Raw genomic sequence first — 14,857 nt, 5'->3', positions numbered from 1 at the left:
AACTTGAGTAGAGCTAGTCTCTATCCAATAGAGGACTACACTCAGCGGGTGGTTGTCAAGCGCCGGTACGACTCGGTCCACCGACAGGAGCAGGCCCGGATGACGCGGGGGGCGATCCTTGCCGCGGCCGCCAGGCTCTTCGTCGACCCCGGGTACGCCGCGACCCCGCTGACGGCGGTCGCCGCGGAGGCGGGTGTGGCGGTGCAGACCGTGTACAAGGTGTTCGGCACCAAGAAGGCGCTGCTGTCCGATCTGATCGACGTGACCATCGCCGGGGACGACGAGCAGGTTCCCCTTGCGCGACGGCAGTTCGTCGACGACATCCGGGCGCTGACCGATCCCCGGGCGATGCTGGAGCGGTACGCCCGGCACCTGACCGAGGTCCAGGCCCGGCAGGCGGCGGTGATGGTGGCGCTGGCCGGCGCCGCGACCGCCGATCCCGAGGCGGCCGTGATCTGGCGGAAGAACCAGGAGGAGCGCCGGAACGGCATGTCGATGTTCGCCGCCGACCTCGCCGCCACCGGCGGGCTACGGCCCGAGCTCAGTGCCGACCGGGTCGTCGACGTCCTCTGGCTCGCCATGGACGTCCGTAACTACGACTATCTCGTCCGCGAGCAGGGCTGGTCGGCCGAGGAGTTCCAGGGCTGGTACGTCGACACGGTCGCGGCCGCCATCCTGGCCGAGCCGGCTACAGCCGCCGGATCTCCTGCGTGAGGACGCGGCCGCCCAGTTCCACGCTGCCGTCGCCGAGCAGCCTGGTGAGGATCTGCGACCCGACTCCCTGCCGGATGTCGAGATCCCGGCCGAGCTCGGCGGTGAGGACGACCGCCGCCGAACCGGTCGCCTCGTCCTCGGTGATCGGGCCGCCCCGGCGGGGGAACGCGCGGGCGCGCACGACGTCCTCGGACTGCCACGCCCAGGCGTACAGGAAGCCCTCGCCGGGTGGCGGTCCGGGCAGCGCGTCGACCTCGGCCGCGCTGCCGAACTCCTGCGTACGCCGGCCGGCGCCCCATTCGGGCCGGCAGACGACCCAGCTGAACTCGTCGTCGACCCGGGCCGCGACCTCGCCGACCGGCGGGCGCAGCACTGTCACGCCGGCCTCGCGGTGAAGGAGCCAGGCGGAGCCGACCAGCGGCTGCCCGGCGAACGGGATCCGGCCGACGGGGGTGAAGATGTCGAGGACACCGCCTGTCACGTCGTCGACGAAGACGGTCTCGGCGAAGCCGAGCCGTTCGGCGATCGCGAGGCGTTCGTCGTCTTCGGGGACGCCGGGACCGTCCAGAACGACGCCGAGGGTGTTGCCGGCGGTGCCGCCGGGGCCGCGGAAAACCCGCAGGACGTGCACTTCGGTCATGACGCTGCCTCCCGGTCGGTGCTCCCGTCATGATCCCATGAGGTCGACCGGCCGCGGGCGAGCATCATGCCGGTCCGCCTCGGCGATCACCGGCCGCGCACCAGTGGCAGGTAGACCTCGTCGACGATCTCCTCGATGACCTCGTCGCTCACCGCCGTCGTGCCGCGGGCGACGTACTCGTTGCGCAGCAACACGATCCCCACCGTCGCGACCCGCGGATGCAGCGCCTCGGGCCGGATCTCCCCGCGCGCCACCGCCCGGCCGAGCACCGTCAGCCACAGGCCCGACCCCGCGTCCAGCACGTTCTCCCGCAGCTGAGCGGCCAGTTCCGGGTCCTCGGCGGCCGCCGCGAGCAGGCCGCGGATCACCCCGCCGAGCACCGGGTTCGCCGACTGCTGTCGGTTCGCGCCGCGCAGCAGCTCCAGCACGTCGCCGCGCAAGGTCCCGGTGTCCGCCGGCTCCCGGTCCGCCTTGATCAATTCACGGTACGCCGAGAGTCCCAGCGCGGCTCGGCTGCTCCACCGGCGGTAGATGGCGTTCTTGTTGGTCCCCGCCCGGCGGGCGACCCGGTCCATGGTGAGCCCGGCGTAGCCGTTCTCGGTCAGCTCCTCGACCGCGGCGCGCAGGATCGCCCGTTCGAGTTCGGCGCCCCGCCGTCGAGTGTCCGCCATGGTACGCAGCGTACCGTATCGCGATCACCGCGACGTGGTGTTAGGGTACTGGCAGTACCTTAATGAAAGGTGGGAACATGCGCGGCTTGGGCATCAGCTACGACACGGGTTTCGTCGTGCACGGCGCGAACTCCCGGCCCCAGTTCGACCCGGCGGCGGTCGACCGCGACCTGCGGGCCATCCGCGACGACCTGCACTGCACCGCCGTACGCGTGATGGGCGGCGACCCCGACCGCATCGCGTACGCCGCGGCGCGGGCCGCCGACCTCGGCCTGGCCGTCTGGTTCTCGCCCTACCCGCTGGAGGCCACCGAGGACGAGATGCTGGCCCTGTTCGCCGACTGTGCCGAGCGGGCCGAGAAGCTGCGCGCCGGGGGAGCGGAGGTCGTCTTCGTGGCCGGGGCCGAGCACAGCCTGATGAACCCCGGCTTCCTGCCCGGCGGCACGACCGAGGAACGGCTGGCCGGCCTGTTCGCCGGGCCGGCGGCGGTCCGGGAGCTGATCCCGCGGGTCGCCGTACGGATCAACGATTTCCTCGGCCGGGCGCTGACGGTGGTGCGCGAGCGCTTCGCCGGCCCCGTCACGTACGCCGCGATCCAGTTCGAGCGCGTCGACTGGACGCCGTTCGACATCCTGTCCATGGACCTGTACCGCAACTCCGGCGTCGCCGACCAGTTCGCCGCCGGCGTGCGTACGCTCGTCGCGCAGGGCAAGCCGGTGGCGGTCACCGAGTTCGGATCGGCGACCTTCCGCGGCGCCGGTGATCTCGGAGCCCGCGGCCTCGAAGTCGTCGAGCACGATCCGGTCACCCGCGCGCCCGTCCGGCTGTCCGGCGTGTACGAGCGCGACGAGCCGGGACAGGCCGCGTACGTGCGGGAACTGCTGGAGATCTTCGACGCCGCCGGGGTGGACAGCGCCTTCGTCTTCACCTTCGCGCTCAGCTCGTACCCGCACCGGCCGGACGGCGATCCGCGCGACGACCTCGACCTGGCCAGCTACAGCATCGTGCGGCTGCGGGAGGACGGAGCCTGGGAGCCCAAGGCCGCGTTCCACGCGGTCGCCGCGTACTACGAAGGCCGGCAGGCCGGCAACGGGTGAGGGGCGGACGGAAAGCTCCGCCCGCCCCTCATGCCGCTTCGCCGGGCGTCAGCCGCGGCCGGGCTCGTAGCGCCGCAGGGCGATCCGGGCGGCGACCAGCAGGACGACGATCTGCAGGGCCAGGATGCCGACCCCGCGCCACCAGTTGGACGCCACGTGGTCCCAGAGCGGGTCGGGGAACGGGAAGGCGAGCAGGTTCGTGGTCGCGGCCGTCGCGGCGAACCCCCAGCGTGAGGGGTCCACAGTGGAGATGATCTCCAGGGTGCGCTGGCCCTCGATGGCGAACAGGCCGCCGGACAGGACGAGCTGCGCCATGACGCTGACGACGAGGATCGGCGTGGTCTGCTCCGTGGTCCGCACGAGCGCGCTGGCCAGCAGGCCGACCGAGGTCGACGCCAGGGCGACCAGGGTCACCACGACCACGATCTCGGCCGTCGGGCTCGGCAGGACCAGGCTCTCGACGGCCTTCGGCCGGCCCCACATCGCCAGGTAGACGAAGATGTAGCTCTGCATGGCGTCGATCACCAGGAAGACGATCACCTTCGACAGCAGGTACGCCGTCGGCGACAGCCCGATCGCCCGTTCGCGCCGGTAGATGGACTGCTCGTTGACGATCTCCCGGATCGAGACCGCCACGCCCATGAAGGCCGCGCCGATGATGAACACGACGAGCAGGCGCTGCGCTTCGAGGCTGTAGCCCAGCGGGTCCGGGCCCAGTCCCATGTCGCCCGGCACGGCCCGCGACAGCAGCGCGAGCGCCAGCGGCAGGCCGACCAGGAACGCCGCGTACCCGCGGTCGGAGGCGATGACCGACAGCATCCGCAGGCACAGCGTGAAGAAGGCGCGTACGGGGGCGAGGGGATGCAGCGCTCTGTCCTTGATGGACAGATCCTGTACGCCGGCCGCCGCCGGCGCGCCCGCCCGCGCGGCGTCGGCGAACCGCTTGGTGCCCTGTTGCTCGGGGCCTTGCTTCTCGGGGCTCTGTTGCGCGGGGCTCTGTTGCTCGGGGCTCTGCTGCGCGGGGATGACCGGCCGGGTCGCGGTCGCCGTGGCGGTCGCGGGTGCGGCCGGAGCCGCCGGGCCGGCCTCGGCGGTCGCGGTCTCGACGGCGGTTTCCGGGGCGGCGGCCGCGTCCTCGACCGGGCTCGCCGCGGCGGCGTCCTCGGCCTCGGGTTCGGCGTGGTCCGCCGGGCCGGTCGCCTTGACCGTCTCGCGCTTCGCGTCCAGCGCGAGCTGGTTGAGCTCCTGGGCCATCTCGCCGATGTACCGGCGGTACACCTCGGAGTTGCGGAACTCCTGCGACCACCGGCGCGGGTCGTTGGTGACCTTGTGGAAGACGTCGGCGTAGTCCTCGGAGCCGAAGAAGGCGAGCAGCTCGTCCGGCGGCCCGAAGAAGCCCATCCGCCCGCCCATGCACATGACCAGCACCCGGTCGCAGATGTCGAGATGCAGCACGCTGTGGGTGACGACGACGACCGTGCGGCCGCGGTCGGCCAGCAGCCGCAGCTCCCGCATGACCTCCTTGTCGAGCGCCGGGTCGAGACCCGAGGTCGGCTCGTCCAGGGCCAGCAGCGACGGCTCGGTGAGCAGCTCCAGCGCCACCGACGTGCGCTTGCGCTGCCCGCCCGACAGCGTGTCGATGCGCTGCTTCGAACGTTCGGCGAGCCCGAGCAGGTCGACGACCTCGGTCACGCGCTCCTTGCGCTGCTTGCGCGGCACGTCGTCGGCGAACCGCAGCGCGGCCGAGAACCGCAGCGCCCGCTGGACCGTCAGCTGCCGGTGCAGCACGTCGTCCTGCGGCACCATGCCGATCCGGTGGCGCAGCTCCGAGTAGTGCGCGTACAGGTCGCGGCCGTCGTAGAGCAGCTCGCCCCGGGTCGGCTTCTGGAAGCCCGTCATGGCCTTCACCAGCGTCGACTTGCCGCAGCCGCTGGGCCCGATGATGCCGAGCAGGGTGCCCTGCCGCAGCGCGAAGCTGACGTCGTCGAGCAGGTTCGCCTTGCCGATGTCCACAGTGATGTCGTCGGCGACGAAAGAGGTCGGCCCTTGGTCGTCATGCTGGTAGATGTTCGTGCCGTCGAAGAGGAACTCGTGGCGGCCCACCGTGAACCGGTCGCCCGCCTTGAGGTCGCCCCGCCGGATCCGGGCACCGTTGTGGTGTACGCCGTTGGTGCTGCCGAGGTCCACCAGCTGCTGTCCGCCGGAACCGCGCCGGATCTCCGCGTGCTTCGCCGACACCCACAGGTCGGGCAGGACGATGTCGTTGCCGGGATCGCGGCCGATCGTGATGGTCCCTTTCGTCCCGTCCAGCACCGCGACCGGCGTAGCCAAGTCCGTCACGACCACTCCTCCCAGCCGCGTACGCCCGTTGCGACCGCGGACCGAGTGGACAATAGCGGATGACGGGCGGGCCGCCGTCCCGGAGCCGCTGTCAGTAGTGCGTCACCACCGACGGGCGTCACGCCGGTTTCGAGGGCCCGTTCCCGTCGAGCTGGTCGCGGATCAGCTCCAGCAGGGCCGCGTGGGTCGCCTCGTCGGCCGCGGCGACCAGGCCGCCGATGCCGGTGTGCAGCGGCTGTCCCGCCAGCCCGGTGACCACGCATCCCGCCGCCCGGCACAGGGCCAGCCCGGCCGCGAAGTGGACGCTGTCGCGCAGGTCCCCGTCCGTGACGTACGCGGCCCGCTGACCGGTCGCCACCCAGGCCACGGCCACGGTGGACGACACCACGCGGGGCCGGAACCGCTCGACGAAACGGTCGTGGCCGAGCAGCCGGGTCGCGCGGAACGCCGCCGCGTTGGGAAACGGCGGATCGAGGTTCAGGTCGACGATCCGCGACCCGGCCGACGGGACGAGCGGCCGGTCCTCGCCACCGGCGCGTACGCGGGCCGCCGCGCCGTCGGTCCAGAACACCTCGCCGGTGAACGGGTCGGCCGCCGCGGCGGCGGTGACCTCGGCCCCGATCCGCAGCGCCACGTTGACTGCGACCAGGTGCGTACGCGCCGCGAAATTGGCGGTGCCGCACAGCGGATCGACCAGCCACGTCCGCTCGCCGGAACCGGTCAGGCCGTGCTCCTCGCCCAGCACGGCGTCGCCCGGCCGCTCGGCCCGGATCAGGTCGCGGATGCGCTGCTCGGCTTCCAGGTCGGCGGCCGTCGCGAAGTCGCCGGGGCCTTTCGCGATCCGGTCGAGCACCGTCCCGAACCGCGTACGCACGACGTCGGCGCCGAGTTCGGCCGCGCGTACCGCCAGCTCCGCATCACTGATCATGAGAGCCACGGTAGCCGGAGCGACCAGAATTCCGGCTCGACCCAGCAACCCCTGACATGTCATGCGACGTCATGGTCGTGGGTAAGGAGTCGGGAGGTCGGCGAAGGCCGTCGACTTCATCTATGGTGAGGGCGCGCCCGTGGGCGCCTTATCCGACCAGGCGGCTGGGCTGCCATGACCGGAACAGGTGGAAATGGGTCCATACGGTGAACACGACAACGGCTTCGGCGGTCCGGACGAGCCGGCAGGCGACGGCTACGGCCGGGCGCGGATTCCGCGTGAGGTCCCATGGTCCGACGGCCAGGACGGTCCGCCGCATGGCGCCGACCATCCCGGCGCCGGGCGGGCTTCCGTGCCGGGCAGTGCCGGCCGGGCGAGTGTGCCGGGCGCGGTGCCGGGCCGGGCGCCTGTGCCAGGACGCGCGAGCGTGCCGGGTCGGGCGAGCGTGCGTCCACCGGGGCTCGACGACGGCGACGGCGCGGATGATCCGGACCGGTCGCGCGGACGCGGCCCCGGCCGGGATGCCCGGGGCGCCAAGGCCGCCAAGGTCGCCAAACCCAGGCGGCGACGTCTGCGGAAGATCCTGATCGCCTCGTTCGCCAGCGTTCTCATCCTGTTCGGCGTCGGTGCCATCGGCCTCACGTACTACTTCGACAGCGTCGAGGACATCCTGCCCGACAAGATCGTCACGGCGCAGACGACGATGATCATGGCATCCGACGGGACGACGCAGCTCGCGCAGCTGGGCACCGACAACCGGGTGAACATCCCGATCGAGTCGATCCCCGAGCAGGTCCGCAATGCCCTGATCGCGGGCGAGGACAAGGGCTTCTACGAGCACCACGGCATCTCGTACACGGGCATCCTGCGGGCCGCGTGGAACAACGTCAGCGGCGGCCAGACGCAGGGCGCCTCGACGATCACGCAGCAGTACGTGAAGCTGGCCACCGAGCAGTCGCAGATCAGCTATGCCCGGAAGCTGCGCGAGGCGGTGCTCGCCCGCAAGCTCGAGGACAAGTACTCCAAGCTGGCGATCATGGGCTTCTACCTCAACACCGTCGACTTCGGACGCGGGGCGATCGGGGTGGAGAAGGCCGCCCAGGCGTACTTCGGGCACGGGGCGAGCAAGCTGACGGTGCAGGAGGCGGCCGTCCTCGGCGCCGTGATCCGCGACCCGTACGCCGAGAACGGCGCGCTGAGCATCTACGACCCCGAGGCGCACCCGGACACCGCGCAGGACCGCTGGAACTACGTCCTCAAGAACATGGTCGAGAAGGGCTGGCTCTCGCAGTCCGACAAGAACGCGATGCAGATGCCGAAGACCCGGCCGTCGAAGGACGTGGTGACGAGCGCCGAGTGGGGTATCAAGATCAAAGAGGGGACGAACCTCGGCAAGGCCACCGGCAACGTCGTGAACTACGTGTACCAGGAACTCAAGGCCAAGGACATCGAACCGAAGGACCTGCGGACCGGCGGGTACCGGATCACCACGACGATCGACCCGCGGGCGCAGAAGATCGTCGAGGCGGCCGCCCGGCCCGACATCAAGGGCTCGGCGATCTTCGGCCGTAAGATCGACAAGGACAAGTACGGCAACCCGCGTGACCTGGAGTCCGCCGCGGTGATGATCGACCCGAAGAACGGCCGGGTGATCGCGTACTACGGTGGGATCGACGGCACGGGCAACGACTACGCCGGGGTGAACTCCGGCAGCGGCGGGTTCTACGGCGGTCACGAACCAGGCTCGTCGATGAAGGTCTACACGCTCGCGGCGGCGCTGCAGGCCGGGGCCTCGCTGCAGTCGCGGTGGAAGGCGATGCCGTTCACCACCGACGACCATCTGAAGATCGGCAACGCCGACGCGCCGAACACCGGCTGCAAGGACTACTGCACGCTCGAATACAGCCTGATGAAGTCGTACAACGTCCCGTTCTACTGGGTGGCGCGGCAGATCGGCCCCGGCAAGGTCGTCGAGATGGCGCACGCCGCCGGGGTCAACATGATGTGGGACAACAACGGCAAGGCCCACGACCTGACCAAGGACATCCAGGGCGACACCGAACGGGCGCCGTTCGACCGGCAGGTCGGCTACGGCCAGTACGGCATCACGGTCCTCGACCACGCGTCCGGCCTGTCGACCTTCGCCAACGGCGGGATGTACAACAAGCCCCACTTCGTGCTGAAGGTCGAGAAGAAGGACCCGGTCACGGGGACGTACAAAGAGGACGTCGACAAGAAGGAGAAGCTGGAGCCGAAGCAGGCGATCCGGCCCGAGGTCGTCAACGACGTGACCTCGGCGATGGAGAAGGTCTTCCACGACCACACGGGCTGGGCGGGTGCCCAGGACAACCGCGACGTGGCGAGCAAGACCGGAACGTGGGAAGGCTCGATCGTCAAGAACGGCACGTCGACGCCCACCAAGGAGAACGCGCACGCCTGGGTGGTGGGCTTCACCAAGCAGGTCGCGCTGGCCGTGTGGACGGGCAACGCCGTCTCGCAGGCCCCGGTCATCGACCCGGTGACCGGCGACTCGGTCACCTCGGGCACGACGCCCTACCGCATCTGGCGGGACATCCTGTCCAAGTACAGCTCGGGCATGCCCAAGGAGAAGCTCGCGAACGAGTCGGGCATCGGGGACGACGACTTCGCCGGAGCCAACGGCGTCTCGCCCTCGCCGAGCGCGCCGCCGGCGTCGCCGTCCGGGCAGCCCTGCGACCCGCTGGTGAACTGCCCTAGCACGAGCCCCAGCGCCGGTACCGGCGGCGGGGGCGCCAGCCCGAGCGCCAGCCCCAAGGCGTCGTCCTCACCCAAACCCGGCCCGTCAGGAACCAAGAAACCCTGAGCTCTCGGCCGTACGCGTAGCCGACCCCGACCGCTCCCGGAGACATCCCCGGGAGCGGTCGATCGCGCGCGGTGGCCGAACGGCTGCGGGCTCTCCGATGACCGGATGCCCGTCGTGACCCCGGCCACAAAGCCCAGGCCGGTACGCGGCCGGCTGGGCCCGACACAGCCGGCGCCGGGTACAGTGCCGAGACTGTTTCCGCACGTCAAACCCCTTGAGGTCGTATGCGTACCGTGCTGGCCTGGCTCGCTTCCGTGTCCGTCGGCGCGGTGACGACCTCGTTCGTCGTGTGGTTCCGGATCGCGCGCCGCCGTCGCGGCAGGGATCTCCTCATCGTGCCCGCGGCGCTGCGCCCCTGCGGCCCGTCCGGCCCCACCGGCCGCTGGAAGCACGGCTTCGTCACCCTCGACGGCGAGGACCTGACCTTCGAGCCGCGATTCCGGTTCTGGGCGGACACCGTCGGCGTCCCCGCCTTCGTCGCCGGGCCGCCGCGGCCGCTGCGGCTGATGGAGAACCTGGGGCTGGCCCCCGGCAGCAACATCTACCCGCTGCGCAGCGGACGTACCGGAGAGCGGTACGAGGTGTCGCTGCCGTCGCCGGCGACGACGATCCTGCTCGACCACCGCGGAAGCCATCGGTTCCCCGTCCGCCCGGTCTAGGCGGGCGCGAGGCCAACCCGTCGAGCCGGGATCACCAATCTTGTGCATGGCCTGTCACGGCGGAACGGGTCTCGATGCCGCCCGCTCCGCCGTCGATCTCCCGTGGATGAGTTCTCAGCTGGCGGGGGCCACCGCGAATCCGACCGTGTTGATCCCGCCCGGCGCCTCGCCGGGGAACCACACCGCCAGTCCGGAGTACTGGTCCGTCCCGGTGGGCGTCGCCGCCAGCGGGTCGTCGATCTGCGCCACGTAGCTCGTGTCGCCCCATTCGCTGAGGTAGAGGCTGCGGAGGGACGCGTCCACGGCTTCCTGCGGCCGCTGCGTGTCCCCGCCGACGGCCGTGGGCTCCTCGGCGGCGCCCCAGTTGTGCCCGACCTGGTAGACGCGGGAATTGTCGGCCGGTACGCGGACAGCCGAGAATCCGGCCGATCCCCAGTAGGTCGACAGCGCGTGGTGTTCGGTGATCGTCGACGCCGCGCCCGTGAACGACAGGATGTGGATCAGGCCGTCGAAGGAGTAGCCGAGGTCGCCGGACACCTGGCAGTCGGTCACGGTCGACGTGGCGTACGCGCTGAAGACGGCCGCGACGCCGGGGTAGTCGTTCGCGGTGCCGACCTCCGTCCAGGTGAGGCCGCAACCGGTCACGTTGGAGACGGTCTGGACTCCGCTGCCGGTGCCGGGTCCGTCCGCGGAGAACAGGGCGACGAGCAGTTCGTTGGCCGACTGGGTGGAGAACGTGTCGCTGGTCAGCACGTCGTCGGCGTCCTGGTGAACGGTGGCGAGGTCGACGTCCACGACGGGGGCGGAGGCGGCCAGGGCGGGCAGGGCGGGTCCGGCGGTGAGGACCGCGGCCGCCAGGCAGACGAGGGTGGCTCGGCTGGTGAAGCGAAGGATCATTCGAAACACTTAACAACGTCGATGACCGTGAGTCAACGGACGCCGGTGGAAGATCCCGTGTGGATCAGGGTTTCGCACGTGATCATGGCCCAAGATTCGGGTGATTTCCCTGATCCAAACCAGATCTTGGGGCAGGGGCGAGGGCGGGAGCGGGGGCAGGGGCGGCGGGAGCCGGGGTGCGGGCGGTGAGGAGATGCTCGGCGACGAGGGCCGCCAGTACCGCCGCGAGAACCAGGACGGCGACGGCGAGGGGTGGCAGCCCGCTCACCGTCGCGAGAACCGTCAGGAGGACGGCGGTCCCCAGTCGCGTCCACATGCGAGCGTCGCCGACCGGCATGGTCATCGTCCACTGGATGGCCGCGACCACCAGGAAGTAGGCGGCGGCCCCCGCGCACAGGCACCACCGCGCCGCGCCGGCGAGCGCCGCGTCCGTCATCGCCCGGCTGCCCAGCAGCACCCCCACCCCGTACGCGGTGATCCCGGCGTACAGGGGCATGTGCCCGTAGACGTAGGTCTGGCCGGAGACCAGCCAGCGTTGCAGCGCGGACCCGTCGACGTGGTCGAAATAGTGCCACCACAGGGCGCCCGCGCCGAGGAAGCCGACCGCCGCGGCCAGCAGGGTCGGCAGGCCGAGCGATCCGCCTTCGATCCCGGTGACGCCGAGCGCGACCGCCTCGCCGAGTACGATGATGACGAACAGGCCGAACCGTTCGGGGATGTGCGAGCGGTGGAAGGGTACGCGCGCGATCGCCCGGGCGGACAGCAGCGGCGTGGCCAGTTCGACGGCGAACCCGACGGCCCAGAGCCAGTGCCGTTGGGGGAGGGGTACGGCGGCGGAGGAGAACCAGAGCAGCGCGCCGATCGTGAAGCCGGTGACGTAGCGCCCGGTGAGCGGGCGGGCCGCCGGATCGGTCGTGTACGCCCGCGCGTACAGGACGATGAGCAGCAGCCGGACGGCGCCGTAGCTGATCGCGAAGCGCACGGAGCCGGTGCCGCCGTCGAAGGCGTGCGGGATCGCGATGGCGAGGAAGGCGACGCCGAGCATCGACACGATCATGAGTACGCGATGCGGCGCGTCCTCGTTCTGCCAGCGGTCGGCGAAGAAGGTGTAGCCGATCCAGGCCCAGCAGACGGGCAGGAACAGGGCGGCGTAGCGCAGGAAGCCGTGCGGGGTGGGGTGGTGTTCGAGGGTGCCGGCGAGCTCGGCGACCGCGACGACGAAGATGAGGTCGAAGAACAGTTCGAGCCAGGAGCCGTGCCGCTCCTCGGCGTCGCGTTCCACTCCGAACCGCAGCCTGCCCGCCACCAGCGTCCTCCCCCGGCACTTCCCTGACGCGTGCGGAGAAACGGTAGCGTGTCGTGCCGGGGGACGGCCGGGCAGCACCGGGCACAATCAGGGACCGATGGAACTCACCCTGATCGCCGTGGTCGGCGTGGTCAGCATCGTGGCGGTGGCGGCCTTCTCGAACCGGATCGGCGTCGCCGCGCCGCTCAGCCAGGTCGTCGTCGGTACCGTGCTGAGCTTCCTGCCGGGCGTACCGCACATCGTGATCGAGCCCGAATGGGTGCTCGCCGGCGTCCTGCCGCCGCTGCTCTACGCGGCCGCCGTCCGCATGCCCGCCCACGACTTCCGGCGCGACTTCAAGTCCATCGCCGGTCTCGCGGTCGTCCTGGTGGTGCTCACCACCGCCGCCGCGGGCTACCTGTTCCACTCCGTCCTGCCGGGACTCGGGCTCGCGTCCGCGTTCGCGCTCGGGGCGATCATCAGCCCGACCGACGCCGTGGCGGCCACCTCCGTCGGCCGCCGGCTCGGCCTGCCCGCCCGGCTGCTCACCATCCTGGAAGGCGAGGGCCTGGTCAACGACGCCTCCTCGCTCGTCCTGCTCGGCTCCGCCGTCGCCGCCACCACCGCCGCGGTCAGCTTCCTGTCCATCACCTGGGATTTCGTGTACGCGGTCATCGCGGCCGTCGTCGTCGGCGTCCTCATCGGCGAGATCAACGTGCGCGTACGCGCGCTGCTGAAGGACACGGTGCTCAACACGGCCATCTCGTTCGTGGTGCCGTTCGTCGCGTTCGTGCCGGCGGAGGCGATCCACGCGTCCGGTGTCCTCGCGGTGGTGGTGACCGGGCTGGTCACCGGGCATGAGAGCCCGCGCCACCTGCGGGCGGTCGACCGGGTGACCGAGTCGGTGAACTGGAGCACGGCGTCGTTCATGCTGGAGAGCGGGCTGTTCCTGCTGATGGGGCTGCAGCTGAAGACCGAGCTGGACGCCGCGCGCTCGGCGGGCCTCAGCGTCGCGACCGCGGTGTGGGTCGGCCTGCTCGCGTCGCTGGTCGCCATCCTCCTGCGCATGCTCTACACGGCGCCCCTCGTCTCCGGGCTGCGCCGGGACGCGGCGCGGGCCGAGGCGAACCTGGACCGGCTCAGCCAGATCGAGGCCACGCTGGACGACGCGAAGCAGCAGGAGACGATGAGCGAGCGGCGGCTCGACCGCTTCACCAAGCGGATCCTGCAGCGCAAGAGCGACGTGCGGTTCCAGGTGGCGCAGAACTTCGGCTGGCGCGGCGGGGTCGTGCTGGCCTGGTCGGGCATGCGCGGCGCGGTCACCGTCGCCGCCGCCCAGACCCTGCCCGCCGACACGCCCTACCGGCCGCAGCTGCTGCTCATCGCCTTCATCGTGGCGATCACGACGTTGCTGCTGCAGGGGCTGACGCTGCCCTGGGTGATCCGGACGGTCAAGGTGCCGGCCGACGACCCGGAGGAGTTCCGCGACGAGTACCGCGACCTGCTCACCCGGCTGTCCCAGGACGCCCTCGACCGCCTCGACGACCCGGCCCTGGCCCAGCCCGACGGCACCCCGTACGCCCCCGACGTCCTCGACCGCGCCCGCCAGGAGGTCTCCGTACGCGTCGCCCCCGGCCGCAGCCAGGCGGTGCCCAATGTGGAGTACCGCGAGCAGTACATGCAGTTGCGCAGCGAGGTCCTGGCGACGGAGCGGCGGACGCTGCTCGACGCCCGGACGATCGGGACCTACCGCTCGCAGATCATCCAGCGGGCCGGGGAGGCGCTGGACGCGGAGGAGGCCCGCCTCACACGGCTGACCGAGTCCGCGTGATCTCTGATAGCCTCCCCTCGACCGTGATCGGCATGAGGAGGTGAGCCCCCGTGAACCTGGTATCGACAGAAGTTGGTATCGACGTGGGTGCTCCCACCCCTCGCCACGGTCGGGCGATAGACGCGTAGGCGTCGCCGGGAGCGCCGCAGGCTCCCGAAAGGCACTGCCATGAACGCTGCCCTGAACGCTTCCTCGAACACGTTGCGCTTCCTCACCGACACGTCCTCCAACGGCGTACGCGAGCGCGATTTTCTCGTCTCCGGCATTCCCGGTGTGCTGTGGTCGCCCGCCGATGACACCGGCCGCGCGCCCCTGGTCTTCATGGGACACGGCGGCGGTACGCACAAGCGGTGGCCGGCCATGACCGGCCGCGCGAACCTCCTCGTGAGCCAGTGCGGCTTCCACGTCGCCGTGGTGGACGCACCCGGCCACGGCGACCGGCCGCGCACGGCGTACGACGAGCAGGAGGTCGCCGCCCTGTTCGCCGCCCGTGACGCCGGCGAGCCCGAGGGCCCGGTCGTCGTCCGCTACAACGCCGAGATCGCCCGGCGGGCCGTCCCCGAATGGCGGGCCACATTGGACGCTCTCCAGGAGCTTCCCGAGATCGGGGTCGGCGGCCCGGTCGGCTTCTACGGGCTGAACATGGCCACCGCGATCGGCGTGCCGTTCGTGGCCGACGATCCCCGCATCACCGCCGCGGTCTTCGGCCTGCACTGGCCGGACGCCCTCGCCGAGACGGCGAAGCGGATCACGATCCCCATCGAGTACGCGATGCAGTGGGACGACGAGCACATCCCGCGCGAGGCGGGGCTGGCGCTGTTCGACGCGTTCGGCTCGACGGAGAAGACGCTGCACGCGAACACGGGGCGGCACAAGGAACTGCCCCGCTTCGAGTCGGACAGCGCCGCCCGCTTCCTCGCCCGCCACCTGGCTTCGTAGGCCCGTTCCGCCGC

The 14,857-nt window shown here is 71.0% G+C and carries 12 protein-coding genes; 6 read left to right on the top strand and 6 right to left on the bottom strand.

The window, feature by feature from the left end:
• Nucleotides 1-48: 48 nt before the first annotated feature.
• The gene (locus tag G401_RS0122320) at nucleotides 49-714 is read left to right on the top strand and encodes a TetR/AcrR family transcriptional regulator (protein WP_034592658.1); all 666 of its coding nucleotides are present in this window, start codon (nucleotides 49-51) and stop codon (nucleotides 712-714) included.
• Here G401_RS0122320 and G401_RS0122315 read toward each other — a convergent pair.
• Both G401_RS0122315 and G401_RS0122310 read right to left on the bottom strand, forming a co-directional pair.
• The gene (locus tag G401_RS0122315) at nucleotides 689-1,354 is read right to left on the bottom strand and encodes a PhzF family phenazine biosynthesis protein (protein WP_027344245.1); all 666 of its coding nucleotides are present in this window, start codon (nucleotides 1,352-1,354) and stop codon (nucleotides 689-691) included. The genes G401_RS0122320 and G401_RS0122315 overlap by 26 nt on opposite strands.
• Before the next feature lie 86 nt (nucleotides 1,355-1,440).
• Nucleotides 1,441-2,025, bottom strand: coding sequence for a TetR/AcrR family transcriptional regulator (locus G401_RS0122310; protein WP_027344244.1), 585 nt, complete (start codon nucleotides 2,023-2,025; stop codon nucleotides 1,441-1,443).
• A gap of 77 nt (nucleotides 2,026-2,102) precedes the next feature.
• On the opposite strand from G401_RS0122310, the gene G401_RS0122305 reads away from it, so the two are divergent.
• Nucleotides 2,103-3,122, top strand: a complete 1,020-nt coding sequence (locus tag G401_RS0122305; RefSeq protein ID WP_027344243.1) for a hypothetical protein — start codon at nucleotides 2,103-2,105, stop codon at nucleotides 3,120-3,122.
• Nucleotides 3,123-3,170: 48 nt separating this feature from the next.
• Here the strand turns inward: G401_RS0122305 and G401_RS53145 are convergent, their stop codons facing one another.
• On the bottom strand, nucleotides 3,171-5,462 hold the full coding sequence (locus G401_RS53145; protein ID WP_051366990.1) for an ATP-binding cassette domain-containing protein: 2,292 nt from the start codon (nucleotides 5,460-5,462) through the stop codon (nucleotides 3,171-3,173).
• Nucleotides 5,463-5,580: 118 nt separating this feature from the next.
• Nucleotides 5,581-6,390, bottom strand: coding sequence for an inositol monophosphatase family protein (locus tag G401_RS0122295; RefSeq protein WP_027344242.1), 810 nt, complete (start codon nucleotides 6,388-6,390; stop codon nucleotides 5,581-5,583).
• A gap of 193 nt (nucleotides 6,391-6,583) precedes the next feature.
• On the opposite strand from G401_RS0122295, the gene G401_RS47555 reads away from it, so the two are divergent.
• Nucleotides 6,584-9,232, top strand: coding sequence for a transglycosylase domain-containing protein (locus G401_RS47555; RefSeq protein WP_211240804.1), 2,649 nt, complete (start codon nucleotides 6,584-6,586; stop codon nucleotides 9,230-9,232).
• A gap of 224 nt (nucleotides 9,233-9,456) precedes the next feature.
• The gene (locus tag G401_RS0122280) at nucleotides 9,457-9,891 is read left to right on the top strand and encodes a hypothetical protein (RefSeq protein ID WP_027344240.1); all 435 of its coding nucleotides are present in this window, start codon (nucleotides 9,457-9,459) and stop codon (nucleotides 9,889-9,891) included.
• Nucleotides 9,892-10,005: 114 nt separating this feature from the next.
• Here the strand turns inward: G401_RS0122280 and G401_RS0122275 are convergent, their stop codons facing one another.
• On the bottom strand, nucleotides 10,006-10,788 hold the full coding sequence (locus G401_RS0122275; RefSeq protein WP_027344239.1) for a hypothetical protein: 783 nt from the start codon (nucleotides 10,786-10,788) through the stop codon (nucleotides 10,006-10,008).
• Nucleotides 10,789-10,870: 82 nt separating this feature from the next.
• Entirely contained in the window at nucleotides 10,871-12,094 is a 1,224-nt protein-coding gene (locus tag G401_RS47550) for a low temperature requirement protein A (protein WP_051366988.1), read from the bottom strand.
• Nucleotides 12,095-12,191: 97 nt separating this feature from the next.
• Between G401_RS47550 and G401_RS0122265 the strand changes: the two genes are divergently transcribed.
• Together G401_RS0122265 and G401_RS0122260 are read left to right on the top strand one after the other, a co-directional pair.
• Nucleotides 12,192-13,904, top strand: a complete 1,713-nt coding sequence (locus G401_RS0122265) for a cation:proton antiporter (RefSeq protein WP_027344238.1) — start codon at nucleotides 12,192-12,194, stop codon at nucleotides 13,902-13,904.
• Between the two features lie 168 nt (nucleotides 13,905-14,072).
• Nucleotides 14,073-14,843: an alpha/beta hydrolase family protein gene (locus G401_RS0122260; RefSeq protein ID WP_034592657.1), complete on the top strand. Its 771-nt coding sequence runs from the start codon at nucleotides 14,073-14,075 to the stop codon at nucleotides 14,841-14,843.
• Nucleotides 14,844-14,857: the final 14 nt, after the last annotated feature.

This window comes from Hamadaea tsunoensis DSM 44101 (genome assembly GCF_000428945.1).
Classification (GTDB): domain Bacteria; phylum Actinomycetota; class Actinomycetes; order Mycobacteriales; family Micromonosporaceae; genus Hamadaea; species Hamadaea tsunoensis.
This window is presented reverse-complemented; position numbering and strand designations above follow the sequence as displayed.

Excerpts from the sequence above, each read along its gene's own strand:
- G401_RS0122315 (WP_027344245.1), bottom strand. The coding sequence starts at position 1,354 with ATGACCGAAGTGCACGTCCTGCGGGTTTTCCGCGGCCCCGGCGGCACC.
- G401_RS0122310 (WP_027344244.1), bottom strand. The coding sequence starts at position 2,025 with ATGGCGGACACTCGACGGCGGGGCGCCGAACTCGAACGGGCGATCCTG.
- G401_RS0122305 (WP_027344243.1), top strand. The coding sequence starts at position 2,103 with ATGCGCGGCTTGGGCATCAGCTACGACACGGGTTTCGTCGTGCACGGC.
- G401_RS0122295 (WP_027344242.1), bottom strand. The coding sequence starts at position 6,390 with ATGATCAGTGATGCGGAGCTGGCGGTACGCGCGGCCGAACTCGGCGCC.
- G401_RS47555 (WP_211240804.1), top strand. The coding sequence starts at position 6,584 with ATGGGTCCATACGGTGAACACGACAACGGCTTCGGCGGTCCGGACGAG.
- G401_RS0122280 (WP_027344240.1), top strand. The coding sequence starts at position 9,457 with ATGCGTACCGTGCTGGCCTGGCTCGCTTCCGTGTCCGTCGGCGCGGTG.
- G401_RS0122275 (WP_027344239.1), bottom strand. The coding sequence starts at position 10,788 with ATGATCCTTCGCTTCACCAGCCGAGCCACCCTCGTCTGCCTGGCGGCC.
- G401_RS0122265 (WP_027344238.1), top strand. The coding sequence starts at position 12,192 with ATGGAACTCACCCTGATCGCCGTGGTCGGCGTGGTCAGCATCGTGGCG.
- G401_RS0122260 (WP_034592657.1), top strand. The coding sequence starts at position 14,073 with ATGAACGCTGCCCTGAACGCTTCCTCGAACACGTTGCGCTTCCTCACC.